The organism is Bradyrhizobium sp. DOA9 (genome assembly GCF_000617845.2).
Classification (GTDB): Bacteria; Pseudomonadota; Alphaproteobacteria; order Rhizobiales; family Xanthobacteraceae; genus Bradyrhizobium.
Window position 1 is genome coordinate 2,295,360 of the sequence record NZ_DF820425.1, and the last position, 23,042, is coordinate 2,318,401.

18 protein-coding genes are annotated in these 23,042 nt (G+C 64.4%); 10 read left to right on the top strand and 8 right to left on the bottom strand.

The features are described from left to right. Window positions 1-80: 80 nt before the first annotated feature. On the top strand, window positions 81-1,586 hold the full coding sequence (gene glpK / locus BDOA9_RS10670) for a glycerol kinase GlpK (protein WP_025033928.1): 1,506 nt from the start codon (window positions 81-83) through the stop codon (window positions 1,584-1,586). A 9-nt stretch (window positions 1,587-1,595) separates the two neighbouring features. Here glpK and BDOA9_RS38785 read toward each other — a convergent pair whose 3' ends face one another. Then, a complete protein-coding gene (locus BDOA9_RS38785) occupies window positions 1,596-1,784 on the bottom strand; it encodes a hypothetical protein (protein ID WP_192859554.1) in 189 nt (62 codons plus the stop codon). Between BDOA9_RS38785 and BDOA9_RS10675 the strand changes: the two genes are divergently transcribed. Then, window positions 1,783-2,376 carry a GNAT family N-acetyltransferase gene (locus BDOA9_RS10675; protein ID WP_025033929.1) on the top strand — a complete coding sequence of 198 codons (594 nt, stop codon included), beginning with the start codon at window positions 1,783-1,785 and terminating at the stop codon, window positions 2,374-2,376. The genes BDOA9_RS38785 and BDOA9_RS10675 overlap by 2 nt on opposite strands. Window positions 2,377-2,502: 126 nt before the next feature. On the opposite strand, the gene BDOA9_RS10680 is transcribed toward BDOA9_RS10675, so the two are convergent. Continuing rightward, complete coding sequence (locus BDOA9_RS10680; RefSeq protein WP_244521465.1) at window positions 2,503-2,940, bottom strand: DUF6636 domain-containing protein; 438 nt, start codon at window positions 2,938-2,940, stop codon at window positions 2,503-2,505. Between the two features lie 88 nt (window positions 2,941-3,028). Here BDOA9_RS10680 and BDOA9_RS10685 point away from each other — a divergent pair, with 88 nt between their 5' ends. Next, window positions 3,029-3,658, top strand: coding sequence for a glutathione S-transferase family protein (locus BDOA9_RS10685; protein WP_025033931.1), 630 nt, complete (start codon window positions 3,029-3,031; stop codon window positions 3,656-3,658). A gap of 390 nt (window positions 3,659-4,048) precedes the next feature. On the opposite strand, the gene metH is transcribed toward BDOA9_RS10685, so the two are convergent. Both metH and metF read right to left on the bottom strand, forming a co-directional pair. After that, a complete protein-coding gene (gene metH, locus BDOA9_RS10690; RefSeq protein WP_025033932.1) occupies window positions 4,049-7,894 on the bottom strand; it encodes a methionine synthase in 3,846 nt (1,281 codons plus the stop codon). Between the two features lie 6 nt (window positions 7,895-7,900). Further along, on the bottom strand, window positions 7,901-8,812 hold the full coding sequence (gene metF, locus BDOA9_RS10695; protein WP_025033933.1) for a methylenetetrahydrofolate reductase [NAD(P)H]: 912 nt from the start codon (window positions 8,810-8,812) through the stop codon (window positions 7,901-7,903). A 376-nt stretch (window positions 8,813-9,188) separates the two neighbouring features. On the opposite strand from metF, the gene BDOA9_RS10700 reads away from it, so the two are divergent. Then, entirely contained in the window at window positions 9,189-10,208 is a 1,020-nt protein-coding gene (locus BDOA9_RS10700; protein ID WP_025033934.1) for an LLM class flavin-dependent oxidoreductase, read from the top strand. A gap of 162 nt (window positions 10,209-10,370) precedes the next feature. On the opposite strand, the gene BDOA9_RS10705 is transcribed toward BDOA9_RS10700, so the two are convergent. Together BDOA9_RS10705 and BDOA9_RS10710 are read right to left on the bottom strand one after the other, a co-directional pair. Beyond that, entirely contained in the window at window positions 10,371-11,228 is an 858-nt protein-coding gene (locus BDOA9_RS10705) for a prephenate dehydratase (protein ID WP_025033935.1), read from the bottom strand. A 21-nt stretch (window positions 11,229-11,249) separates the two neighbouring features. Further along, window positions 11,250-11,990 (bottom strand): 3-deoxy-manno-octulosonate cytidylyltransferase, encoded by a 741-nt coding sequence (locus tag BDOA9_RS10710; RefSeq protein WP_025033936.1) that lies wholly within the window; start codon window positions 11,988-11,990, stop codon window positions 11,250-11,252. Window positions 11,991-12,223: 233 nt separating this feature from the next. Here BDOA9_RS10710 and BDOA9_RS10715 point away from each other — a divergent pair, with 233 nt between their 5' ends. The 6 genes from BDOA9_RS10715 to BDOA9_RS10740 all read left to right on the top strand — a co-directional run bounded on the left by BDOA9_RS10715 (window position 12,224) and on the right by BDOA9_RS10740 (window position 20,714). Continuing rightward, window positions 12,224-12,778, top strand: coding sequence for a c-type cytochrome (locus BDOA9_RS10715; RefSeq protein WP_025033937.1), 555 nt, complete (start codon window positions 12,224-12,226; stop codon window positions 12,776-12,778). A gap of 210 nt (window positions 12,779-12,988) precedes the next feature. Beyond that, window positions 12,989-14,887 (top strand): extracellular solute-binding protein, encoded by a 1,899-nt coding sequence (locus BDOA9_RS10720; protein ID WP_025033938.1) that lies wholly within the window; start codon window positions 12,989-12,991, stop codon window positions 14,885-14,887. Between the two features lie 14 nt (window positions 14,888-14,901). Continuing rightward, a complete protein-coding gene (locus tag BDOA9_RS10725) occupies window positions 14,902-16,788 on the top strand; it encodes an extracellular solute-binding protein (RefSeq protein ID WP_025033939.1) in 1,887 nt (628 codons plus the stop codon). Window positions 16,789-16,790: 2 nt separating this feature from the next. Beyond that, window positions 16,791-17,894, top strand: coding sequence for a microcin C ABC transporter permease YejB (locus tag BDOA9_RS10730; RefSeq protein ID WP_025033940.1), 1,104 nt, complete (start codon window positions 16,791-16,793; stop codon window positions 17,892-17,894). Continuing rightward, window positions 17,894-19,072 (top strand): ABC transporter permease, encoded by a 1,179-nt coding sequence (locus BDOA9_RS10735; RefSeq protein WP_025033941.1) that lies wholly within the window; start codon window positions 17,894-17,896, stop codon window positions 19,070-19,072. The genes BDOA9_RS10730 and BDOA9_RS10735 overlap by 1 nt, the downstream gene beginning before the upstream one ends. 4 nt (window positions 19,073-19,076) lie before the next feature. Then, the gene (locus BDOA9_RS10740; protein WP_025033942.1) at window positions 19,077-20,714 is read left to right on the top strand and encodes an ABC transporter ATP-binding protein; all 1,638 of its coding nucleotides are present in this window, start codon (window positions 19,077-19,079) and stop codon (window positions 20,712-20,714) included. A gap of 13 nt (window positions 20,715-20,727) precedes the next feature. On the opposite strand, the gene BDOA9_RS10745 is transcribed toward BDOA9_RS10740, so the two are convergent. Together BDOA9_RS10745 and BDOA9_RS10750 are read right to left on the bottom strand one after the other, a co-directional pair. Next, a complete protein-coding gene (locus tag BDOA9_RS10745; RefSeq protein ID WP_025033943.1) occupies window positions 20,728-21,594 on the bottom strand; it encodes a C40 family peptidase in 867 nt (288 codons plus the stop codon). After that, window positions 21,587-22,960 (bottom strand): leucyl aminopeptidase family protein, encoded by a 1,374-nt coding sequence (locus BDOA9_RS10750; protein ID WP_025033944.1) that lies wholly within the window; start codon window positions 22,958-22,960, stop codon window positions 21,587-21,589. Before BDOA9_RS10750 ends, BDOA9_RS10745 begins: the two co-directional genes overlap by 8 nt. Between the last annotated feature and the right edge of the window lie 82 nt (window positions 22,961-23,042).

Consider the following 23,042-nt stretch of genomic DNA (forward strand, 5'->3'; position numbering starts at 1 on the left):
GGCAATCTCGTTTTCTTTGGCGCGACACAATGACCCCCTCCAGGGAAAAACGCCCAAAGAAAACGCCAAGGTAAGCCGCCATGTCTTTCGTCCTCGCCATCGACCAGGGCACCACCTCTTCGCGCGCGATCGTGTTTCGCGGCGACATTTCCATCGCCGCCAAGGCGCAGGCCGAGTTTCCGCAGCATTTTCCGGCCTCCGGCTGGGTCGAGCACGAGCCGGAGGACATCTGGACCTCGACCGTGATGGTCTGCCGCGAGGCGATCGAGCACGCCGGTATCAAGCCGAAGGACATCGCCGCGATCGGCATCACCAACCAGCGCGAGACCACCGTGGTGTGGGACCGTGCCACGGGCCAGGCCGTGCACCGCGCCATCGTCTGGCAGGACCGCCGCACCGCTGACATCTGCGCGAAACTGAAAGCCGACGGCCGCGAGGGCGTGATCTCGCAGAAGACCGGCCTGATCATCGATCCCTATTTCTCCGGCACCAAAGTCGCCTGGATTCTCGATCACGTCCCCGGTGCGCGCGCCCGCGCCGCGCGCGGCGAATTGATGTTCGGCACCATCGATTGCTATCTGCTCTGGCGCCTCACCGGCGGCAAGGTGCACGCCACCGACGCCACCAATGCCTCGCGCACGCTGCTGTTCAACATCCACACCGGCGAATGGGACGACGAGCTCTTGGAGATCATCGGCGTGCCGCGCTCGATGTTGCCCGAGGTGAAGGATTCCTCCGCGCGCTTCGGCGAGAGCACGCCCGATTTGTTCGGCGGCCCCATCGTCATCGCCGGCATCGCCGGAGACCAGCAGGCCGCCACCATCGGTCAGGCCTGCTTCCGCCCGGGCATGATGAAGTCCACCTACGGCACCGGCTGCTTCGCGCTGCTCAACACCGGCACCACGCCGGTCGTCTCCAGGAACAAGCTGCTCACCACCGTCGCCTATCAGCTCGAGGGCAAGCGCACCTACGCGCTCGAAGGCTCGATCTTCGTCGCGGGCTCCGCCGTGCAATGGCTGCGCGACGGCCTCGGCATCATCAAGCACGCCGCCGAGACTGGACCTCTTGCGGATCAATCGGACTCCATGCAGAGCGTCTATCTCGTCCCGGCCTTCGTCGGCATGGGCGCGCCCTACTGGAATCCGCGCGTCCGCGGCGCGCTGTTCGGCCTCACCCGCAACACTGGCCCCGCCGAGCTCGCCCATGCTGCGCTGGAGAGCGTCTGCTACCAGACCTTCGACCTTTGGGCCGCGATGCGCGCGGACTGGCCGAGCTCGGAAACCGCCAGCGTCGTGCTCCGCGTCGACGGCGGCATGACCGCCTCCGACTGGACCATGCAGCGCCTCGCCGATTTGCTCGATGCTCCCGTCGACCGCCCCGTGATCCAGGAGACCACGGCCCTTGGCGCCGCCTACCTCGCCGGCCTCCAGGCGGGCGTCTATCCCGAGCCGACCAAATTCGCCGACAATTGGCGCCTCGAGCACCGCTTCAAGCCGAACATGAGCCAGGCCACGCGCGAGCGGAAGCTCGCCGGCTGGGCGCGCGCGGTGAAGGGCGTGCTCGCGAGCGACGAGGGGGAAGGGTAGCACGGACTCCTAGCTCCAACCCCGCGAGGTGCGCTCAACTGCCTCGACCGTCATTGCGAGAAGCCCTTGCGACGAAGCAATCCAGACTGCCTCTGCGGAAAGATTCTGGATTGCTTCGCTGCGCTCGCAATGACGGAGCGCGGGGCTGCTGCTGTTCTTCAAATCGGCATAGCCCAAAACAAAAGAAGCAAGAACCATGATCGTCCCCGACGGCTACTCCGACGTCCCGAACGGTAAGATCGCCGCCATCGTCACTCATCTCGAGATGACCGCGCCTCCCGCGCGCCGCGGGGATCCGCCGGGAAACTGGTCCCTGCGCAAGGTCGATGCGCCCGCGCTTCCCTGGTATCGCGACATCTTCCGTCGCGTCGGCGAGGAATGGCTGTGGCTGGCGCGGTCGCATCTGACCGACACCGAGCTCGCCGCCATCATCCACGCGCCCGGCGTCGAGGTCTATGCCCTCGTTCAGGATGGGCGCGATGAAGGCTTTCTGGAGCTGGATTTCCGCGAGCCCGGCCAGTGCGAGGTGGTCTATTTCGGCGTCACCGCCGGCCTGATCGGCACCGGCGCCGCCCGCTTCCTGATGAAGCGTGCGCTGGAGATCGCATGGTCACGCGACCTCCGCCGCCTCTGGCTGCACACCTGCACCTTCGATCATCCGGGAGCGGTCGCCTTCTATCAGCGCTCCGGCTTCCGTCCCTTCCGCCGCCAGATCGAAATCGACGACGACCCGCGCCTCGACGGCAGGTCGCCGCGGGACGCGGCGTCGCATGTGCCGATCATTGAATAGCACGCGGCCGCCTCCCCAGCGTCATTGCGAGGAGCCCTTGCGACGAAGCAATCCAGAGTGCCTCTGCGGAAAGAGTCTGGATTGCTTCGCTGCGCTCGCAATGACGGAGTCTGCCTATCTATAAACTCAAAACACCTCCTGCTTCCCCCGCGCCAGCGAAAACCCCCGCTGCATCGCGTTGAAGCACGTCAGCCCCGTCTGCTCCGACCGGCAGGTGAATCCCCCGCGCTGCCACACCTCGCCATAGGCCAGCACGGGCAGCGACGTGTCCATCACGGTATCACCCGCGCAGATGCGACCCGCGGCGCCTTTCGCGCTCATCTCGAAGGCGTGGCCCCAGTCGAGCTCGCAATCGGCGGGCCGGCGCGGGCGCGCGTCCATGTTCATGATGTCGCAGCGGAGCACGCCCTGGCCGTTGTCGGTGAAGAACTGGCAGGCGATGTTCTTCGACGGCGTCAGGAAGCCGATCGGGCGATCCTGGGCGTGGGCGGGGATCGCGACGAAGAGCGCGAGAAGACGAAATGGCAGATGTCGCATGCGCACGATGAAGCTCCGATCTGTCATGCCCGGACTTGATCCGGGCATCCATCGCTCTCTACTCTGAGGAAAGATGAATTGCCTGGTCAAGTCCGGCAATGACGAGAGGTGCACCATGTTCCTGATCGGCCAATATGATTCCCCCTTCGTCCGCCGCGTCGCGATTGCGCTGCGGCTCTATGGGCTCGCCTTCGAGCACAAGCCATGGTCGACCTTCGGCGATGCCGACAGGATCGCGCCCTACAATCCGCTCCGCCGCGTGCCGACCCTGGTGCTCGACGACGGCGAGGCGCTGATCGAGAGCATGATCATCCTCGACTATCTCGACGACCTCGTCGGCCCCGACAAGGCCATGCTGCCGCGCGGCGGCACCGAGCGGCGCAGGCATTTGCGCATCTGCGCGCTCGCCTCCGGCCTCGGTGACAAGGCGGTCAGCCTGCTCTACGAGCGCGTGCTGCGGAAGGAGCAGCTCGCGCTATGGGTCGAGCGCTGCCAGGCGCAGATCGCGGACGTGCTGAAGGTGCTCGAAGCCGACCGCGCCAAGGTGACGACGCCGTACTGGCTGGGGATGCGCATCGGCCACGCCGACGTTGCCGTCGCCTGCGTCATCCGCTTCACCCGCGAAGCGCACCCGCTTCTGTTCGATGCCGCGCGCTATCCGGCGCTCGCGGCCCACAGCGAGCGTTGCGAGGCCCTGGCTCCGTTCAAGGAGATCGTGCAGCCGCTGTCCCCGCCGAAGGGGTGAGGTGCTTACCCTCCCCTGGAGGGGTCCGGGACGAGCGTAGCTCGCCCGTGGTCGATCGCGCGCAGCGCGAGCGGGGTGGGGTGATCTCTCACCGCGGGCAGTGTTCAACGCGGACAGACCGTCACCCCACCTCGGTCCGCATTCCGCTTCGCTGCATGCGAACCGATCCTCCCCCTCCAGGGGAGGATGGGCATCGTGCATCTGGGAGGGGTACAGGATACATCCGCCGCCTTTGCGTCACCCCGCACAGCAGCCGATGATGCCATAATACCCCTGTTTTGCCCGACGCCGCAACGCGTTTTCGGTAAGACCGAAAATCCTCAAGCCTTTTCAACCCCATCGCTACTGTGCATGGGGTTGTTTTCCAGCTTTCTGTTTTGAACGCCCCGCTTACCCCGCCCCCGCGCGCTTCTTCTGCCAGACGAGGTGCACCGCGCAGGTGCAGCCCGGCGGATGCGAGGCGAGGTCTTTCGGCATCTCGTCGTTCGCAGGCCTTGTCGCGACGGTCTTGTCCTGCTGCGAGGGGATGTAGTTCAGCACCGGCGCGAGCCAGCGCTCGGCTTCCGCGACGCTCATGCCCTTGCGCGCGGCGTAGTCCTCGACCTGGTCGCGCTCGATCTTGCCGACGCCGAAATAATAGCTCTCGGGGTTCGCAAAATAGAGCCCGGAGACGGAAGAGCCCGGCCACATCGCAAAGCTCTCCGTCAGCTTCACGCCGGCGGTCGCCTCCGCGTCGAGCAACTCGAACAGCGTCGCCTTCTCGGTGTGATCGGGTTGCGCGGGATAGCCGGGCGCCGGGCGGATGCCGGAGTACTTCTCCAGGATCAGCTCCTCGTTGGAGAGCGCCTCATCCGGCGCATAGGCCCAGAACTCGCGGCGGACGCGGGCGTGCATGCGTTCGGCAAAGGCTTCGGCGAGGCGGTCGGCCAGCGCCTTGCACAGGATCGATGAGTAATCGTCGTTGGCCATCTTGAAGCGGTCGGCAACGGCATCCTCGCCGATCCCGGCGGTGACGACGAAGCCGCCGATGTAATCCGGCACGCCGGCCGGCGCGATGAAGTCGGACAGCGCCGCGTTGAAGCGGCCTTCGCGCTTCTCCAGCTGCTGGCGCAGCGTGTGCAGCGTAGCGATGCTCCTGGTGCGGCTCTCGTCGGCATAGAGCACGATGTCGTCGCCTTGCGCATTCGCCGGCCAGAAGCCGATCGTGGCGCGCGCCCGGAACCATTTCTCCCTCACGATGGTGTCGAGCATCTTGCGCGCATCGTCATAGAGCGAGCGCGCGACCTCGCCGACCTTGGCATCGTCGAGGATGGCAGGGAAGCGCCCCACGAGCTCCCAGGTCTGGAAGAACGGCGTCCAGTCAATGTAAGGCACGAGCTCGGCGAGATCGTAATCGTCAAAGCTCTTGATGCCGAGGAAGATCGGCTTCACCGGCTTGCTCTTGGCAAAGTCGACCGGCACGCGGTTGGCGCGGGCGTCAGTGAGCTTCAGCCGCTTCTTGTCGGCCTGCGCGCGCAGATGCGCCTCCGAGATTTTTGCGTATTCCGCCCGGACCTCGGCGGCATAGGCCTCGCGCTTCTCCGGCGAGAGCAGCGCGGAGGCGACGCCGACGGCGCGGCTGGCATCGTTGACATGCACGACGGGACCGGCGCGATAGCTCGGGTCGATCTTGACGGCCGTATGAACGCGGCTGGTGGTGGCGCCGCCGATCAGGAGCGGCAGCCTCAAGCCTTCGCGCTGCAATTCGCCGGCGAAGAATGCCATCTCGTCGAGCGAGGGCGTGATCAGGCCCGACAGCCCGACGATGTCGGCCTTCTCGGCCTTCACGGTCTCGACGATCTTTGCGGCCGGCACCATCACGCCGAGATCGATCACCTCGAAATTGTTGCACTGGAGCACGATGCCGACGATGTTCTTGCCGATGTCGTGGACGTCGCCCTTCACCGTCGCGAGCACGATCTTGCCGGCGGACGAGGAGCCCTCGGTGCCGATGCCGCTCGCCAGGTTGCGCGCCTTCTCCTCCTCCATGAACGGCATCAGGTAGGCGACCGCCTGCTTCATGACGCGGGCGGACTTCACCACCTGCGGCAAGAACATCTTGCCGTCGCCGAAGAGGTCGCCGACCACGTTCATTCCGGCCATCAGGGGGCCTTCGATGACGTCGAGTGGGCGCGAGGAGGTCTTGCGGGCCTCCTCGGTATCCTGCTCGATGAATTCGGTGATGCCATGCACCAGCGAATGCGACAGCCGCTTCTCCACCGGCCATTCGCGCCAGGCGAGATCGGCTTCCTTGCTTTCGGTCTTCTTGCCGCGGAACTTCTCGGCGAGCGCGAGCAGCCGCTCGGAGGCGCCGGCATCGCGGTTGAGGACGACGTCCTCGCAGGTCTGGCGCAGTTCGCGGTCGATGTCGTCATAGACGATCATCTGCCCGGCATTGACGATACCCATATCCATGCCGGCCTTGATGGCGTGATACAGGAACACCGAGTGCATGGCCTCGCGCACCGGCTCGTTGCCGCGGAACGAGAACGACAGGTTGGAGACGCCGCCCGAGACATGCGCGCCCGGCAGGTTCTGGCGGATCCAGCGCGTCGCCTCGATGAAGTCGACGCCGTAATTGTTGTGCTCCTCGATGCCGGTCGCGATCGCAAAGATGTTCGGATCGAAGATGATGTCCTCGGGCGGGAAGCCGACCTTGTTGACCAGGATGTCGTAGGCGCGCTTGCAGATCTCGGTCTTGCGCGCGAACGTGTCGGCCTGGCCGACCTCGTCGAATGCCATCACCACCACGGCCGCGCCGTGACGGCGGGCGATCCTGGCCTCGAGGATGAACTTCTCCTCGCCTTCCTTCATCGAGATCGAGTTGACGACCGGCTTGCCCTGCACGCATTTCAGGCCGGCCTCGATCACCGAGAACTTTGACGAGTCGACCATGACGGGCACACGGGCGATGTCCGGTTCGGCGGCGACGAGGTTGAGGAACGTCACCATCGCAGCTTCAGAGTCGAGCAGGCCCTCGTCCATGTTGACGTCGATGATCTGCGCCCCGTTCTCGACCTGGTCGCGCGCGACCTGGAGCGCGGCGGTGTAATCGCCTGATGTGATCAGCTTGCGGAAGCGCGCCGAGCCGGTGACGTTGGTGCGCTCGCCGACATTCACGAACGGGATCGCGTCCGTCAGCACGAACGGCTCGAGGCCGGAGAGCCGCAGGCGCGGCGCGATCTCCGGCATGATCCGCGGCTTGTGCGGGGCAACTGCGGCAGCGATCGCCGCGATGTGCTCCGGCGTGGTGCCGCAACAGCCGCCGACGATGTTGACGAGGCCATCGCGCGCGAACTCGCCGACGAGGCGCGCCATGTATTCCGGCGTCTCGTCATACTGGCCGAACTCGTTCGGCAGGCCGGCATTGGGATAGGCGCACACCAGTGTGTCGGCGACGCGGCCGATATCAGCGATATGCGCGCGCAGATCTTCGGCGCCGAGCGCGCAGTTGAAGCCGATGGTGATGGGCTTTGCATGTCGCACCGAATTCCAGAACGCTTCCGGCATCTGCCCCGAGAGCAGGCGGCCGGACTTGTCGGTGATGGTGCCGGACACCATCACGGGAACGTCGATGCCGCGCTCTTCGGTGATCTCGGCGATCGCATAGAGCGCCGCCTTGGCGTTGAGCGTGTCGAAGATGGTCTCGACCAGCAGGAGGTCGACGCCGCCGTCGATCAGGCCGCGGATCTGCTCGCCATAGGACTTGCGCAGATCGTCGAAGGTGACGGCGCGGTAACCCGGATTGGAAACGTCGGGCGAGATCGAGGCGGTGCGGTTGGTGGGACCGATGGCACCGGCGACGAAGCGCGGCTTGCCGTCCTCGGCCGCGACGCGCCGTGCCGCATTGCCAGCAAGGCGGGCGCCTTCGCGCGCCATCTCATAGACGATGTCGGTGAGGTCGTAGTCGGCCTGCGCGATCGAGGTGGTCGAGAACGTGTTGGTTGCGACGATGTCGGCGCCGACGCGCAAGTAAGCCGCGTGAATGTCCTCGATCGCCTGAGGCTGCGTCAGGATCAAGAGGTCGTTGTTGCCGCGCAGGTCGCGATGGAAGTACTTGAAGCGCTCGCCGCGGAAGGCTGTCTCGTCGAGCTGCAGGTTCTGGATCATCGTGCCCATGGCGCCGTCGAGCACGAGGATGCGCTCGCGCGCGGCGTTCAGCAGGGCAGTTCGCTTGGCGGAAACGGGTACAGTCATTTTGTGTTACGCCGCCTTCTGCGCGCTCTTGGCGCGAATGCCGAGCAAATGGCTGATCGCGAAGACGAGATCGGCGCGGTTCATGGTGTAGAAATGGAAGGTGTCGACGCCGTGCTTGGCGAGCTTCTGCACCTGGCCGGCCGCAACGGTCGCGGCCACCAGCTTCCGCGTTTCGGCATCGTCATCGAGGCCCTCGAACTTCGCCGCGAACCAGTCCGGCACCGTTGTGCCGGCACGGGTCACGAAATTGCGCGCCTGCTTGAAATTGTGCATGGGCATGATGCCCGGCACTACGGGGATGTCGATGCCACGCGCGCGCACGCGGTCGAGATAGCGGAAGTAGAGGTCGTTATCGAAGAACACCTGCGTGATCGCCCGCGTCGCGCCGGCGTCGACCTTGGCCTTGAGCGTGTCGATATCGGCATCGAAGTTCCGGGCTTCGGGGTGCTTCTCGGGATAGGCCGACACGCTCACCTCGATATCGCCGTGCCGCTTCTTGATCCCGGCGACGAGCGCGGCCGAGCTTTGATAGCCCTCGGGATGGCTCGAATAGGGCGTGCCGATGCCGCCGGCGGGATCGCCGCGCAAGGCCACGATGTGGCGGACGCCGACGTCGTGATAGCGGTCGACGATCTCGTCGATCTCGCCGCGCGAGGCACCGACGCAGGTCAGGTGCGCCGCCGGTAGCAGCGCGGTCTCTTTCAGGATGCGCGCGATGGTCGAGTGGGTGCGCTCGCGGGTCGAGCCACCGGCGCCGTAGGTCACCGAGACGAATTTCGGATCGAGCGGGGCGAGCCGGTTGATGGTTTCCCAGAGATTGCGCTCCATCTCTTCCGTCTTGGGCGGAAAGAATTCGAAGGAGATCGCAGGCCGCTTCAGGTGCCCATCGGCCGTCGCAGGCGTCGTCACGTCAGTCATGGCACCACTCGCTCCAATTTCCGCCGGCCGTGGGGTCTAGCTTGGGAGCACCTAAGATAAGGCAAAGGCAGTTTGGCCGACAGCCCATCGACGATGGGAAATGGCCCACTAATGCTGGATAATGTGAAAGTTTGATGTTGTATGCCCTTTGTCGTGGGAAAGTGAATTAACTGATATAGTGTGTTGTATTATAACGTATTTACTTGATCCAGGCGCCTTCAAAATGTCAATTCAGCTGGTGGGCAGGATGAAGTTATGATATTGTGAATGTAATCTGTCCCAACTTGCATCTTCCGCGGCGACCTGCCCCTCCGTACCCTCTGACCTGCGCAGCCTGCCGTTGCCGCCGCCCGGCCCTTCGTTAGGTTAACGCGCCATGATCCCGCTCTCCGTCCTCGACCTCTCCGTCGTCACAACAGGCACCAAGCCCGCCGCGGCGCTGCGCAACAGCATCGATCTGGCGCGTCACGTCGATGGGCTCGGCTATGTCCGCTACTGGCTCGCCGAGCATCACAACCTCGCTTCCGTCGCGAGCCCGGCGCCCGATGTCATGATCGGGCAGATCGCTGCGGTGACGAAGCACATCCGCGTCGGCTCCGGCGGCGTGATGCTGCCCAACCACGCTCCGCTGGTCGTGGCCGAGCGCTTCAAGATGCTGGAGGCGCTGTTTCCCGGCCGGATCGATCTCGGTCTCGGCCGTGCGCCGGGCACCGACGGTGCCACGGCCTACGCGCTCAGAAGCCGGCTCGACCGCCGCGAGGGCGACGATTTCCTTGAGCGGCTGCACGAGCTGATTTTGTGGGAGACCCGCGAATTCCCCGCAGGGCACCCCTACAATAACGTCGTCGCCATGCCCGACGATACCCAGCTGCCGCCGATCTGGCTGCTTGGCTCCAGCGATTATTCCTCGGAATTGGCCGCTCAGGTCGGCATGGGCTTCGCCTTTGCGCATCATTTCGCGTCCCACGACGCGATCGATGCGATGGTGCACTATCGCAATCGATTTCAGCCCTCGGCCTGGCGTGCAAGCCCGCATGCCATTCTCGCGGTCGCCGCCATTGCGGCCGACACCGACGAGGAGGCCGAACGGCTCGCCTCGTCCTTCGATCTCAACCGCCTTCGCCGCGACCGCGGTCAATATTTGCCGCTGCCGAGCATCGAGGAGGCGATGGCCTATCCGTATACGGACGCCGAGCGCACCTCGATCCTGCGCAACCGCTCGCGCCTGTTCGTCGGCAGCCCCGCGACGGTGCGGAAGAAGCTGCAGCCCTTGCTCTACGCGAGCAAGCCGGACGAGCTGATGGTGATCACGGCAGTGTACGACCACGAGGCGCGAAAGAAGTCGTATTCGCTGCTGGCGGAGGCGTTCGGGCTGGCGCGAAGAGAAACGGCGTAAACGTGCTCTCGTGCCCCGGACGCCATCAGCGCGTTTACGCGCGTCTTCGACGCGCTTTGGCAGCGCTTCTTCAGCGGTGCGCTGCAGAGCCGGGGCCCATTTCGCGACGGGGATCGTAGCCCCTGGGTCCCGGCTCGCGCTTCGCGCGTCCGGGACACGAAACTAATCCTGCGTCTCGCTGAACGTCGCGCGGAACGGATGGCCCGGATATACGCCGACGATGCGGAATTCGCGCGAGAAGAATTTCAGCTCCTCGATGGCGAAGGCGAGGCCCTTGTCGTCGGGGTGGCCGTCGACGTCGGCATAGAACTGCGTGGCGAAGAAATTACCGTCGACCATGTAGCTCTCGAGCTTGGTCATGTTGACGCCGTTGGTGGCAAAGCCGCCGAGCGCCTTGTAGAGCGCCGCCGGCAAATTGCGCACGCGGAAAACAAACGTCGTGACCAGCGGCCCGGTGCCTTGGGGCGCCCATTTCGGCTCGCGCGCCAGCACCACGAAGCGGGTGGTGTTGTGGGCCTCGTCCTCGATGTCCTCGGCAAGGATGTCGAGACCGTAGATCTTTGCGGCCAGGCGCGAGGCGATCGCGGCCACCGTCTTGTCCTTGCGCTCCGAGATGTCGCGGGCGCTGCCGGCGGTGTCGGCGTGCACGATCGGCTTGATGCCGAGCTTGCGGATGATGCGCCGGCACTGGCCGAGTGCGTGCACGTGGCTCTCGACGCTCTTGATGTCTTCGAGCTTTGTCCCCTTCACTGCCATCAGCTGATGCCGCACCGGCAGGAACCATTCGCCGACGATGAAGAGGCCGGAGGCCGGCAGCAGATGATGGATGTCGGCGACGCGGCCGGCGACCGAGTTCTCGATCGGGATCATGCCGAGATCGGCCTCCCCCGACGAGATCGCCGACAGCGCGTCTTCGAACGTGGCGCAGGGCATCGGCTCGGCGTCGGGATAGGCCTCGACGATGGCGATGTGGGAATTGGCTCCGGGTTCGCCCTGGAATGCGATCTTCATCTTGCTCATGACGGGCCTTGTAGCAGCAGCTCAGGATTTGGAAAGCATGCTGCGTGCGGTCTCCAGGTCTGCGGGCGTATCAACCCCGCGGGGCACGGTATCGACGATGGTGAAGTCGATGCGCATTCCGGCCTCCAGCGCCCGGAGCTGCTCGAGCTTTTCCTGCAATTCCAGCGGAGACGGCGGAAGAGAGACGTAGCGCTCCAGCGCGGCGCGGCGAAAGGCATAGAGGCCGATATGGTGGTAGCGCGGTCCGTCGCCGGTCGGGGCGGTCGCACGGGTGAAATAAAGTGCGCGCATTCGCCTGCCGCCAACCGAGGTTCCGATCGCCTTCACCACGCTTGGGGCGAGATCCTCTTCCTCAGTGTGGATCCGCGAGGCCAGCGTCGCGATGTCCACCGCCGGGTCTTGCAGCGGCGGCAGAACCTCGCGGATGTTGTCGATCGTGATGGTCGGGAAATCCCCCTGGAGGTTCACCACGATCTCGGCCTTGCCTTCAGGGTCCAGCTTCCGCATGGCCTCGTGGATGCGGTCGGAGCCGGAGGGGTGGTCGGCGCGGGTCATCACCGCCTCGCCGCCATGGGCGGTCACGACCGAGGCGATTTCGTCGGTGTCGGTGGCGACCGCGACCCGGCCGATTGCAGCGGCTTCGGCACGGCGCAGCACATGCACGATCATCGGCAGTCCCGCGATATCGGCGAGCGGCTTGCCGGGCAGGCGGGTGGCCGCCATGCGGGCCGGGATCAGCACCAGGATGCGGGGATCGATCATTGGGTTCAAAGGTCTGGGGTCAAGAGCCTGAAAACGGAGCGTTTTCCGCACCGGGAAAATGGGATGGGACGAGCCTGAAGCCGGGTCGCTTATACGGGTTGCCAGACCCCGGGCAAACCGATATCTCAATGGCAAAACTCGGGGAAACAATAAGGAACGTTTGATTCTCCCGAGGCTCGTCCTTGCGGCCGCTTGGGCCGCTGTTTCCTTCTTGCGGTGGGGCCTGGCCGGAAATGGACTCTTTCGAACTCAATAAAATCATGGGTGCCGTGCTTGGCACCTGTCTCTTCCTTCTGGTGACCAGCTTCACCGCCCAGGCGCTGTTCTCGCCCAAGATGCCTGAAAAGCCCGGCTTCGAGATCGCCGTGAAGCAAGATGCCGGCGGCGGCAAGGAAGGCGGCGCTGCCGCCGCATCGTCCGAGCCGATCGAGAAGCTGCTCCAGACCGCCTCCGTCGAGAAGGGCGCGGCGGCCGCCAAGAAGTGCGGCGCCTGCCACACCTTCGAGAAGGGCGGCCCGAATCGCGTCGGTCCGAACCTCTATGGCGTCGTCGGTGAGCCCAAGGGCCAGGGCCATGGCGGCTTCAACTTCTCGGCTGCCATGAAGGGCAAGGGCGGCAACTGGACCTTCGACGACCTCAACAAGTTCCTCGCCAATCCGAAGGGCTTCATTCCGGGCACCGCGATGGGCTTTGCCGGTATTGCAAAGGACTCCGAGCGCGCCGACGTCATTGCCTATCTGAACTCGTTGTCGGAGCATCCGCAGCCGCTGCCGACGGCCTCGAAGTAGGTCTCAAGAACCCGTCTTGGAATAAACGGCCAGGCTGAAAAGCCTGGCCGTTTCCTTATCCGGGCCTCGCGGCGACGTTATCGGGGCGTTTGGCCGCATCCGATCGGCCGGCCGGGCTTCCAAGATGAGGAAAAAGCAACATATTCGGTCGAAACCTCGCCTATATTGGGAACTTAAAGGAGTAGCCTCCTTCAAGACAGGGATGTTGATTTGGCCATCACCCGACGCGATCTCCTGCTCACCGGCACTGCTGCGGCAGCGCTTCCAGCCCTTGGCCCCGTCGCGGCCGTTTCCGTCGGCGTGGCGCATGCGCAATCGGCAGCTGAGCTGCCTTGGCGCCACGCGCTGTCCCTGTTCGGAAAGGTCAAGTATCCCGCCGACTTCAAGCGCTTCGACTACGTCAATCCGGATGCGCCCAAGGGCGGGGTCGCGCGCCAGATCGCCGTCGGCACGTTCGACAATTTCAACATCGTCGTCTCGGGCGTGAAGGGCCAGGTCGCCGGCGCCGTCGCATTCATCTATGAATCGCTCCTGACGCAGTCGCTTGACGAGGTCTCGACCGAATACGGCGCGCTGGCCGAAGCGGTCAGCCATCCCGACGATTTCTCTTTCGTCACCTATCGCCTGCGGCCGCAGGCGAAATGGCACGACGGCAAGCCCGTCACGCCGGAGGACGTGATCTTCTCGCTCGATTCCTTCAAGAAGAACCACCCGATGTACTCGGCCTATTACAGCCATGTGGTGAAGGCCGAGAAGGTCGGCGAGCGTGACGTGAAGTTCGTGTTCGACGCACCCGGCAACCGCGAGCTGCCGCAGATCGTCGGGCAGCTCATTGTCTTGCCGAAGCATTGGTGGGAGGGGACCGATGCGCAGGGTCGCAAGCGCGACGTCTCCACGACGACGCTGGAGATTCCGCTCGGTTCGGGTCCCTACAGGGTGAAGGAATTCGTTGCAGGACGGTCGATCGCGCTGGAGCGCGTCAAGGATTATTGGGGCCGCGACCTGCCTGCCAATGTCGGCCGCAACAATTTCGACGAGCTGCGCTACGAATATTTCCGCGACGCCACCGTGGCGATCGAGGCTTTCAAGGCCGACCAGGTCGATTGGCGGACCGAGAACAGCGCGAAGAATTGGGCGACGGCGTACGACTTTCCGGCCGTGACCGAAAAGCGCGTGATCCTCGAGGAGTTCGCCAATCGTAGCTCGGGCGTGATGCAGGCCTTCGTGCCGAACCTGCGCCGCGCCAAGTTCAGCGATCCCCGCGTGCGTCGCGCGCTCAACTACGCGTTCGACTTCGAGGAGATGAACAAGCAGATCTTCTTCGGTCAGTACAAGCGCATCAGCAGCTATTTCGACGGCATCGATGAACTGATGGCAACCGGATTGCCGCAGGGCAAGGAGCTCGAAATTCTCGAGACCGTTCGCGCCGAGGTGCCGCCCGAGGTCTTCACGACGGCCTACACCAATCCGGTCGGAGGCAGTCCGGAAGCGGTGCGAGACAATTTGCGTGAAGCGCTCCGCCTGTTCAAGGAGGCCGGTTACGAAGTGCGCGACCGCAAGCTGGTCGATGTCAAGACCGGCGCCCAGTTCTCGCTGGAACTGCTCAACTCGGATCCCAGCTTCGAACGAATTACGCTGTTCTACAAGCCGTCACTGGAGCGGCTCGGCATTGCCGTGAGCGTCCGGACGGTCGATCCGACTCAATATGAGAACAGGACGCGCGAGTGGGACTTCGACATCGTCACGAACTCCTGGGGCGAGTCGCAATCGCCGGGCAACGAGCAGCGCGAGTTCTGGTCCTCCAAGTCCGCCGACATCGCCGGCTCGCGCAACATCGCCGGCATCAAGAATCCGGCCATCGACAAGCTGATCGAGCGGGTGATCTACGCCACCGATCGCGACGATCTCGTCGCCGCCACCAAGGCACTCGACCGCGTGCTGCTGTGGAATCACTACGTCGTGCCGCAATGGACCTACAACAAGATCCGCACCGCGCGCTGGGATCGGTTCGGACGGCCGGCGGAACTGCCCAAATACGGTCAGTCGGGGTTCCCGTTCATCTGGTGGTACGACGCAGACAAGGCGGCGCGGATCGCAAAGAAGTCGTGAAGGACAATCCCCGCATGACGCAGATGTCACGCCGCCATGTGCTGGTCTTGGGTGTTGGCGGCGCCCTCGGAGCGTCCGTCGGTGCGCCGCTGCTGCGCAGCGCGCGGGCATCGGAAGCGGCGACCGAGGCGCACGGCATGTCGGCATTCGGCGATCTCAGATATCCCGCCGACTTCCATCATTTCGATTACGTCAATGTCGACGCGCCGAAAGGCGGCACGTTCTCGCTGATCCCGTCGGTGCGCGCCTACAATCAGTCCTACCAGACCTTCAACTCGCTCAACGCCTTCATCCTGAAAGGCGACGGCGCACAAGGTATGGATATGACGTTCTCGCCGCTGATGGTCCGGGCAGCTGACGAGCCCGACGCAATGTACGGGCTGGCAGCCAAATCCGTGCAGATATCGCCGGACAAGCTGGTCTACCGCTTCACGATGCGGCCCGAGGCGAAATTCCACGACGGGACCAGGCTCACTGCCCACGATGCGGCTTTTTCGCTGACCACGCTGAAGACCAAGGGGCATCCGCTGATCATCGTGCAGATGCGCGACATGGTCAGTGCGGAGGCCCTCGACGATGCGACGCTCGTCGTCACCTTCGCCAAGGGGCGCGCGCGCGACGTGCCGCTCTATGTTGCCAGCCTGCCGATCTTCTCGAAGGCGTACTACGCCTCCCGCCCATTCGATGAATCATCGCTCGAGATTCCGCTCGGCTCGGGCCCCTACAAGGTCGGCAGGTTCGAGGTCAATCGCTACATCGAGTTCGAGCGCGTGAAGGATTGGTGGGCCGCCGATCTGCCGCCCTGCCGCGGCAGCTATAATTTCGATGTCGTCCGCTACGAATTCTATCGCGACCGAGACGTCGCTTTCGAGGGCTTTACCGGCAAGAGCTATCTCTATCGGGAGGAGTTCACCTCGCGCATCTGGGCGACGCGCTATGACTTCCCCGCGGTGAAGGAAGGCCGGGTCAAGATGGAGATCGTGCCCGACGATACGCCGTCCGGCGCGCAAGGCTGGTTCATCAATACGCGGCGCGACAAATTCAAAGACCCCCGCGTGCGCGAGGCCCTGATCAATGCCTTCGATTTCGAATGGACCAACAAGACCATCATGTACGGCGCCTATGCCCGTACGGTGTCGCCATTCCAGAACTCGGACCTGATGGCGGGCAACGCGCCGCCTTCGCCGGAAGAGCTGAAGCTGCTGGAGCCGTTTCGCGGCCAGGTTCCCGACGAGGTGTTCGCGGCGCCGTTCACGCCGCCGACCTCCGACGGCTCCGGGCAGGATCGCAGCCTGCTCCGCAAGGCGCAGCAATTGCTGACCGAGGCCGGCGTGCCCATCAAGGACGGCAAGCGGGTGCTGCCGAACGGCGAATTGTTCAAGATCGAGTTCCTGCTGGATGAGCCCTCGTTCCAGCCGCACCACGCGCCTTACATCAAGAATCTCGCGACGCTCGGCATCGAAGCGAGCGTGCGCCTCGTCGATGCCGTACAGCACAAGGCCCGGCAGGAAGATTTTGATTTCGACATGACCATCCAGCGCTTCAGCATGTCGGCGACACCAGGCGATGCCATGCGCGCGTTCTTCTCCTCGCAGGTCGCGAACACCAAGGGCTCGTACAATCTCGCTGGCGTCGCCAGTCCGGCCATCGACGCCATGATCGAGAAGATCATGGCGGCCGACAGCCGCGAAGAGCTGACCGTCGCCTGCCGCGCCTTCGATCGCCTGTTCCGCGCCGGTCGCTATTGGGTGCCGCAATGGTACAACAAGACGCATCGGCTGGCCTATTGGGATCAGTTCGGCCATCCACCGAGGCTGCCGCGCTACGCCAACGGGGTCGGCGCGCCGGAGATCTGGTGGTATGAGCCAGCCAAGGCGGCCAAGCTCGAGCAGGCAAAATAGCCATGAGCGCCTATATCGCCCGCCGCATCCTGCTGATGATCCCGACCCTGCTCGGAATCCTCTTCGTGTCCTTCGTCGTCGTGCAGTTCGCGCCGGGCGGCCCGGTCGAGCGCGTGATCGCGCAGCTCTCGGGTGCCGATACCGGAGGCACCTCGCGCATCTCGGGCGGCAGCGATTTCGCGCAGCGCGCGCCGGGGCAGGTGGGCGCCGACGCCGTCAACTCGAAATATCGCGGCGCGCAGGGCCTCGACCCTGATTTCATCAAGAAGCTGGAGGTGCAGTTCGGCTTCGACAAGCCCGCGCCGGAACGCTTCCTGCTGATGGTGTGGAATTTCGCCCGCTTCGATTTCGGCAAGAGCTATTTTCGCGACGTCAGCGTGCTCCAGCTCATCAAGGAGAAGCTGCCCGTCTCGATCTCGCTTGGCCTCTGGCTGACGCTTGTGACGTACCTGATCTCGATCCCGCTCGGCATTCGCAAGGCCGTGAACGACGGGGCGCGGTTCGACACCTGGACCTCGACGGTACTCGTGCTCGGCTATGCCATCCCGGGCTTCCTGTTCGCGATCCTGCTGATCATCCTGTTTGCCGGCGGCTCCTTCTTCAACTGGTTCCCGCTGCGCGGACTGACCTCGGACGGTTGGTCGCAATTTCCCTGGTACTGGAAGATCATCGATTACTTCTGGCATCTGACGCTGCCGTTGATTGCCATGGGGTTGGGCGCGTTCACCACGATGACGTTCCTGACCAAGAACTCGTTCCTGGACGAGATCCGCAAGCAATACGTCATGACCGCCCGTGCCAAGGGCTGCAGCGAGAACCGGGTGCTCTACGGCCACGTCTTCCGCAACGCGATGCTGATCGTGATCGCTGGCTTCCCCGGCACTTTCATCCACGCCTTCTTTTCCGGCTCGCTGCTGATCGAGACCATCTTCTCGCTGGACGGGCTCGGACTGCTCAGCTTCGAGAGCGTGCTCAACCGCGACTATCCCGTGGTGTTCGGCACGCTCTACATCTTCTCGCTGGTCGGCCTCGTCATCAACCTGATCTCCGACCTGACCTATATGTGGATCGACCCCCGGATCGATTTCGAAGCGCGAGAGGTCTGATGACGATCACCGCGCCGACGCCGATCGAGACCACAGCGAAGTCGCCGCTCGGCGATGCCGTGCCGATCACGCGCAAGCCGTTCGCTCCGTCGCCGCTCAACCGGCGGCGCTGGCAGAACTTCAAGGCCAACCGCCGCGGCTACTGGTCGTTCTGGATCTTCATCGGCCTGTTCGTGATCTCGCTGTTCGCCGAGCTGATTGCCAATGATCGGCCCTTCCTGATCAAGTTCGATGGCCGTCTCTATTGGCCGGCTTTCGTCACCTATTCGGAGACGACGTTCGGCGGCGATTTCGAGACGGCTGCCGATTACCGCGACCCCTACTTGCAGAAGCTGATCAAGGACAAGGGCGGCAGCATCGTCTGGCCGCTGATCCGTTACTCCTATGACACCCACAATCTCGATCTGCCGACGCCGGCACCGTCGCCGCCGACCTGGATGCTGACGGAGAAGCAGTGCCAGCCGGTGGTGGAGAAGAAGGGGCTGAAGAGCTGCCGCGATCTCGAATACAATTGGCTCGGCACCGACGATCAGGGCCGCGACGTGGTGGCGCGGCTGATCTACGGCTTCCGCATCTCGGTGCTATTCGGCCTTTGTCTCACCATCGTTTCATCGGTCATCGGCATCGCGGCGGGTGCGGTGCAGGGCTATTTCGGCGGTTGGGTCGATCTGATCTTCCAGCGCTTCATCGAGATCTGGACCGCGATTCCCTCGCTCTATCTTCTCCTGATCCTGTCCTCGGTGCTCGTACCCGGCTTCTTCGTGCTGCTCGGCATCCTGCTGCTGTTCTCCTGGGTCTCGCTGGTCGGCCTCGTGCGAGCCGAGTTCCTGCGCGGGCGCAATTTCGAATACATCCAGGCGGCGCGGGCGCTCGGCGTCTCCAATCAGGTGATCATGTTCCGTCACCTGCTGCCGAACGCGATGGTCGCGACCATGACCTTCCTGCCGTTCATCGTGTCGAGCTCGGTGATGACGCTGACGGCGCTCGATTTCCTCGGCTTCGGCCTGCCACCGGGATCGCCCTCGCTCGGCGAATTGCTGTCGCAGGCCAAGGCCAACGTGCAGGCGCCGTGGCTCGGCTTCTCCGGCTTCTTCTCGGTCGCGATCATGCTGTCGCTGCTGATCTTCATCGGCGAAGCCGTGCGCGATGCCTTCGATCCGCGCAAGACGTTCAGGTAAGGCCATGGATGCGATCAACCAGCCCCTGCTCAGCGTTCGCGACCTCTCGGTGGCCTTTCATCAGGGCGGCGCCACCACGCTCGCGGTCGACAAGGTCTCGTTCCAGATCAAGCGCGGCGAATGCGTCGCGCTGGTCGGCGAATCCGGCTCCGGCAAATCGGTCAGCGCGCTCTCGATCCTGAAGCTGCTGCCCTATCCGAATGCCTCGCATCCCTCCGGCAGCATCCGCTTCAAGGGCCAGGAGCTGATCGACCAGTCCGAGCAGCAGATGCGGGAGATCAGGGGCAGCGACATCTCCATCATCTTCCAGGAGCCGATGACCTCGCTCAATCCGCTGCACACGATCGAGGCGCAGATCGGCGAGATCATCCAGCTGCACAATCCGACCAGCAATGCGCAGGCGCGCATGCGGACGCTGGAGCTCTTGACTCAGGTCGGCATTCCCGATCCCGAGACGCGGCTGAACAGCTATCCGCACCAGCTCTCCGGCGGCCAGCGTCAGCGCGTGATGATCGCGATGGCGCTCGCCAACGAGCCGGACCTTCTGATCGCGGACGAGCCCACCACCGCGCTCGACGTCACCGTGCAGGCGCAGATCCTGGCGCTGCTCGCCGAAATCCGTGCGCGGCTCGGCATGAGCCTGCTGTTCATCACCCACGATCTCGGCATCGTCCGCCGCATCGCCGACACGGTCTGCGTCATGAAGGGCGGCGTGATCGTCGAGCAGGGGCCGGTCGAGCAGGTCTTCAAGACCCCGAAGCACCCCTATACGCGCGACCTGCTTGCGGCGGAACCCAAGCCCGATCCGGCGCCACCGCAGCCGAATGCGCCGGTGGTGATGTCGGCCAATGATCTGAAAGTCTGGTTTCCGATCAAGCGCGGCCTGATGCGCAAGACGGTCGGCCACATCAAGGCGGTCGATGGCGTGAGTGTCGCCGTACGCAAGGGCGAGACGCTCGGGGTGGTCGGCGAATCCGGCTCGGGCAAGACCACGCTGGGGCTGGCGCTGCTGCGGCTGATCTCCTCGAACGGCCGCATCGTGTTCTTGGGGAACGACATCCAGGGCCTGCGCTTCAAGGAGATGCGGCCGTTCCGGCGCGACATGCAGATTGTGTTCCAGGATCCATTCGGCTCGCTCTCACCGCGCATGTCGGTCGCCGACATCATCGCCGAAGGCCTCACCGTGCATCAGCCGAAGCTCTCGCGCGAGGAACGCGAGGCGCGCGTCGTCAAGGCGCTGGGGGATGTCGGACTCAATCCGGAGACGCGCTTCCGCTATCCGCACGAATTCTCCGGCGGCCAGCGCCAGCGCATCTCGATCGCGCGCGCGATCGTGCTGGAGCCGGATTTCGTCGTGCTGGACGAGCCGACCAGCGCGCTCGACATGCTGTTCCAGGCGCAGATGGTCGATCTGTTGCGCGAGCTCCAGCGCAAGCGCGAGCTCACCTACATGTTCATCTCGCACGATCTGCGCGTCGTCGCCTCGCTCGCCAGCCACCTCATCGTGATGCGCGGCGGCAAGGTGGTCGAGGAAGGTCAGGCCGCCGAGCTGTTCAGGAATCCGAAGACGGATTACACCCGCGCGCTGTTCGCGGCCGCGTTCCGGCTGGAAACGGCCGGGAACGGGGCGGTGGCGACGTAGCTCCGGTGCGCGGTTACAGCCGCTTGATCGCGACGACCTCGCTGCCCGCCTGCTTGATCCGTGCGATGGCCGGCTCGATCGGCTCGATGACGGTCGCCATGTGATACGCGTTGGCGTGAACCATGGTGGTGGCGTCGCGCACGATTGCGACATGACCTTTCCAGAAGATCAGGTCACCGCGTTGCAAGCTGCTTCGCTCATGCGGCTCCAGCGCGCGGCCGAGACCGGCGAGCTGCATGTCGCTGTCGCGCGGGCAGCCGGTGCCAGCGGCTTCCAGGGATACTTGGACGAGCCCGGAGCAATCGATACCGAGGCTGCTCTTGCCGCCCCAGAGATAAGGTGTTCCGACGAAGCGTTCGGCAATTGCAACGAAATCGGGCTCATAGTCGTGCAGGTCTACGAGGTGTTGCTTCGGCAGGTATAGACCATCGTGCGTGATGGCGAAGGAGCCGTCCTCGCGTGTGATCTCGACCCAAGAGCCCATGACCAACGAAGCTGAGGGCGGTAGCTTGATTGATGGGCCGGGAAAGGCGAGAGTTCTGATTGCTGTCACCTTGTAATTTGGTGCGGTATATTCTCTCGCAAGGAAGGCATCAGGTAGCCAGCCGACGTAACCATCGGTGTTGAGTTCGCCCCACGCCCAGCCTTCGCCGTTGCGGTCGTAGATCGTGACGCGCTCACCTCTCAGAGCTTGCGTCATCAGTTCGGCATCTGCAGCCGGCGCACGCCGCAGCGGAATGATCGTTTCAGTGACTTCGCAGATCTCGCCCTCGACGAAGCGGTCGGCCTGCACCCTGCCGATCAGATAGCTTGCTGCGATATCGCCGCGTGACGGTGTGACCCGTGGGTCGAAACTTGAAATGTGGATTTTGCTACGCATATCGCTCGCTCAGCAATGCGTAGATGGCGCGCGCGGCCTGGCACTCGCCGCCCTCGGGCCGCGCCGGCTTCGCCGACGGCGTCCAGCCAAAGATGTCGACATGCAGCCAGCTCCTGGCGTGCTCGACGAAGCGTTGCAGGAACAGGGCGCAGGTGATCGAGCCGGCGAAACCGCCGGACGGTGCATTGGTGATGGTGGCGGTCTTGGAGTCCAGCCAGGCATCGTAAGGCGGCCATAGCGGCATGCGCCACAACGGATCGTTCTCCTTCATCGCGCAGCGCGCGACGTCGGCAGCCAGCGTCTCATCATTGGTGTAGAAGGGCGGCAGATCCGGCCCCAGCGCGACGCGGGCCGCGCCGGTCAGTGTGCCGAGGTCGATCAGCAGATCGGGCTTCTCCTCGTCGGCCAGCGCCAGCGCGTCGGCGAGCACGAGCCGGCCTTCCGCGTCGGTGTTGCCGATCTCGACGGTGATGCCCTTGCGCGAGGTGAAGATGTCGAGCGGGCGGAAGGCATTGCCGGCAACCGCGTTCTCCACCGCCGGGATCAGCACGCGCAGCCGTACCTTCAGCTTCGCATCCATCACCATGCGCGCCAGCGCCAGCACGTTGGCGGCGCCGCCCATGTCCTTCTTCATGATCAGCATGCCGCTCGACGGCTTCAGGTCGAGGCCGCCGGTGTCGAAGCACACGCCCTTGCCGACCAGCGTCACCTTGGGATGATCAGGATCGCCCCAAACGATGTCGATCAGCCGCGGCGTGCGGCTGGAGGCCATGCCGACGGCGTGGATCAGCGGAAAGCTCTTCGCCAGCTCTTCGCCGACGGTGCAGGAAAAGCTCGCGCCGAACTCGGCGGCGAGCGCTTGCGCCGCTGCGGCAAGCTCGTCCGGGCCCATGTCGTTGGACGGCGTGTTGATGAGGTCGCGCGCGAGCATTGCGGCATCGGCAATCCGCTCGATCTCGGCCGCATCGACACCGTCAGGCGGCACCAGCCGGACGTCGGGGCGATCAGCCTTGCGGTAGCGGGCGAAGCGGTAGCATCCCAGTGCGAAGGCGAGCGCGGCCAGCCGCGCATCGTGCGGTGCATTGGCAAAGCGATAGGTGCCGGGCGGCAAGAGCCCGGGCAGGGCGCCGGGCCGAAACAGGTCGCGCGATCTTGCACCCGCTTCCTCCAGCCCGAACAGCACCTGCGCGATGATGCCGTCGGTCGCGGGCAGCGCCAGATAACCCCCCGGCTTGGCCGCAAAGGCGCTGGCGCGCGCGAACTGGCGTTGCGCCGGCGGCAGCGTCTCGGCGACCCGATCCCAGCTCGACTTGCTGACGAAGGTGATCGGGGTTGCGGTGGATGAGGTCTCGAAGACAGAAGGCATTGGCGGGTCCGGATCGTCAGTTCAGGCGGATCATGCGAACGGACGAGACTTCGCAGAGTTTGGCCGCGGCTGCAATCGGCTT

Bases quoted from the DNA above. Each gene is read 5' to 3' on its own strand.
- BDOA9_RS10740 (WP_025033942.1), top strand. From the start codon at position 19,077: ATGGATGCGATCAACCAGCCCCTGCTCAGCGTTCGCGACCTCTCGGTG.
- metH (WP_025033932.1), bottom strand. From the start codon at position 7,894: ATGACTGTACCCGTTTCCGCCAAGCGAACTGCCCTGCTGAACGCCGCG.
- BDOA9_RS10680 (WP_244521465.1), bottom strand. From the start codon at position 2,940: ATGACAGATCGGAGCTTCATCGTGCGCATGCGACATCTGCCATTTCGT.
- BDOA9_RS10710 (WP_025033936.1), bottom strand. From the start codon at position 11,990: ATGATCGATCCCCGCATCCTGGTGCTGATCCCGGCCCGCATGGCGGCC.
- BDOA9_RS10735 (WP_025033941.1), top strand. From the start codon at position 17,894: ATGACGATCACCGCGCCGACGCCGATCGAGACCACAGCGAAGTCGCCG.
- BDOA9_RS10705 (WP_025033935.1), bottom strand. From the start codon at position 11,228: ATGAGCAAGATGAAGATCGCATTCCAGGGCGAACCCGGAGCCAATTCC.
- BDOA9_RS10745 (WP_025033943.1), bottom strand. From the start codon at position 21,594: ATGCGTAGCAAAATCCACATTTCAAGTTTCGACCCACGGGTCACACCG.
- BDOA9_RS10675 (WP_025033929.1), top strand. From the start codon at position 1,783: ATGATCGTCCCCGACGGCTACTCCGACGTCCCGAACGGTAAGATCGCC.
- metF (WP_025033933.1), bottom strand. From the start codon at position 8,812: ATGACTGACGTGACGACGCCTGCGACGGCCGATGGGCACCTGAAGCGG.
- BDOA9_RS10685 (WP_025033931.1), top strand. From the start codon at position 3,029: ATGTTCCTGATCGGCCAATATGATTCCCCCTTCGTCCGCCGCGTCGCG.
- BDOA9_RS10750 (WP_025033944.1), bottom strand. From the start codon at position 22,960: ATGCCTTCTGTCTTCGAGACCTCATCCACCGCAACCCCGATCACCTTC.
- BDOA9_RS10700 (WP_025033934.1), top strand. From the start codon at position 9,189: ATGATCCCGCTCTCCGTCCTCGACCTCTCCGTCGTCACAACAGGCACC.
- BDOA9_RS10715 (WP_025033937.1), top strand. From the start codon at position 12,224: ATGGACTCTTTCGAACTCAATAAAATCATGGGTGCCGTGCTTGGCACC.
- BDOA9_RS10730 (WP_025033940.1), top strand. From the start codon at position 16,791: ATGAGCGCCTATATCGCCCGCCGCATCCTGCTGATGATCCCGACCCTG.
- glpK (WP_025033928.1), top strand. From the start codon at position 81: ATGTCTTTCGTCCTCGCCATCGACCAGGGCACCACCTCTTCGCGCGCG.
- BDOA9_RS10725 (WP_025033939.1), top strand. From the start codon at position 14,902: ATGACGCAGATGTCACGCCGCCATGTGCTGGTCTTGGGTGTTGGCGGC.
- BDOA9_RS38785 (WP_192859554.1), bottom strand. From the start codon at position 1,784: ATGGTTCTTGCTTCTTTTGTTTTGGGCTATGCCGATTTGAAGAACAGC.